The sequence below is a fragment of the Mesorhizobium sp. B1-1-5 genome (assembly GCF_006443065.1).
Classification (GTDB): Bacteria; Pseudomonadota; Alphaproteobacteria; order Rhizobiales; family Rhizobiaceae; genus Mesorhizobium.
Window position 1 is genome coordinate 1 of record NZ_VFWS01000560.1, and the last position, 1,130, is coordinate 1,130.

Here is a 1,130-nt window from a genome sequence, read left to right on the forward strand (position 1 = left end):
AAACGAGTTCCGATGAGAACGGCGGCAAAGGCTCTGCTGAGCCGGGTCGAATTCCCGGTGCTGCGGGCCGGCCTTGTCGTCGCCGCCGGCCTGTGGGGCTTCGTGGAGTTGATGGAGGTGGCACGGGCCACCACGCCGCACGCCTTCGACGCTGAAATCATGCTTGCCTTCCGCCAGGCCGGCCAACCCGGTATCCCGATCGGCCCGCCATGGATGGAAGGGGCGATGCGCGCCATCACCAGCCTCGGCAGCACCAGCGTGCTGGTGCTGATCACGGCGGCGACGATCATCTATCTGCTGTTGATCCGCAGGCCCGGGACCGCGCTTCTCATCTTCGTCGCCGTGGCGGGCGGCCAGATGCTGTCGAGCCTGCTGAAGCTCGGCGTCGACCGGCCGCGGCCCGAGCTCGTCTCGCATCTGGTCAACGAGACCTCGCTTTCCTTCCCGAGCGGCCACGCGATGCTTTCGGCGGTGACCTATCTCACATTGGGCTCGCTTGCGGCGCGCTTCCTGCAGGGCCGGACGACGAAGATCTATGTTCTGGCGCTCGCCGTGCTGACGACGGTGCTGGTCGGCATCAGCCGCATCTATCTCGGCGTCCACTGGCCGTCGGACGTGCTGGCCGGCTGGTGCGCGGGCTTTGCCTGGGCCATGCTGTGCTGGTTGGCGGCAAGGGTCCTGCAACGGCGCAGGGTGGTGCGTGACGACGTCTGACGACGCTCGACCGGGAAGCGGTCAGATCAGCCGGTTGATCAAGTGTCCGCAGCCCGTTAGCAGAAGGACCACCGATACCAGGCATGCAGATGTCGTCAATGTCTTGAAAATGCTCAACCACGTTATCCCCTGACCCAGATGGAACACCATAGCTCTCAATGCTCGGGAAGTATCCGAAAAATGCTCGATAGCGATGATGATCAAGGCTCAAGCGTGCATCCTGATGCTTGAAACATCATAATGATCGTATTATACATCATATCCGCAGACTCAGACGGGGATCCCGGCCGATGATCACTGCCGCGCAGATGCGCGCCGCGAGGGCGCTGGCCGGCATCGATCAGAAGACGCTCGCCGAGCGCGCCGGCGTTTCGCTTCCCACCATCCAGCGCATGGAAGCGAGCGACGGCGTGGTC

General features: G+C 63.5%; 2 protein-coding genes. Both read left to right on the forward strand.

What is annotated here, in order from left to right:
* Positions 1 to 12 precede the first annotated feature (12 nt).
* Complete coding sequence (locus tag FJ980_RS33280; protein WP_140547630.1) at positions 13 to 714, forward strand: phosphatase PAP2 family protein; 702 nt, start codon at positions 13 to 15, stop codon at positions 712 to 714.
* Between the two features lie 290 nt (positions 715 to 1,004).
* On the forward strand, positions 1,005 to 1,130 hold a 126-nt coding region (locus FJ980_RS33285), incomplete at its 3' end, for a helix-turn-helix transcriptional regulator (protein ID WP_140547631.1).

What these genes read in the sequence shown, in the direction of transcription:
- FJ980_RS33280 (WP_140547630.1), top strand. Translation starts at nt 13, where the DNA reads ATGAGAACGGCGGCAAAGGCTCTGCTGAGCCGGGTCGAATTCCCGGTG.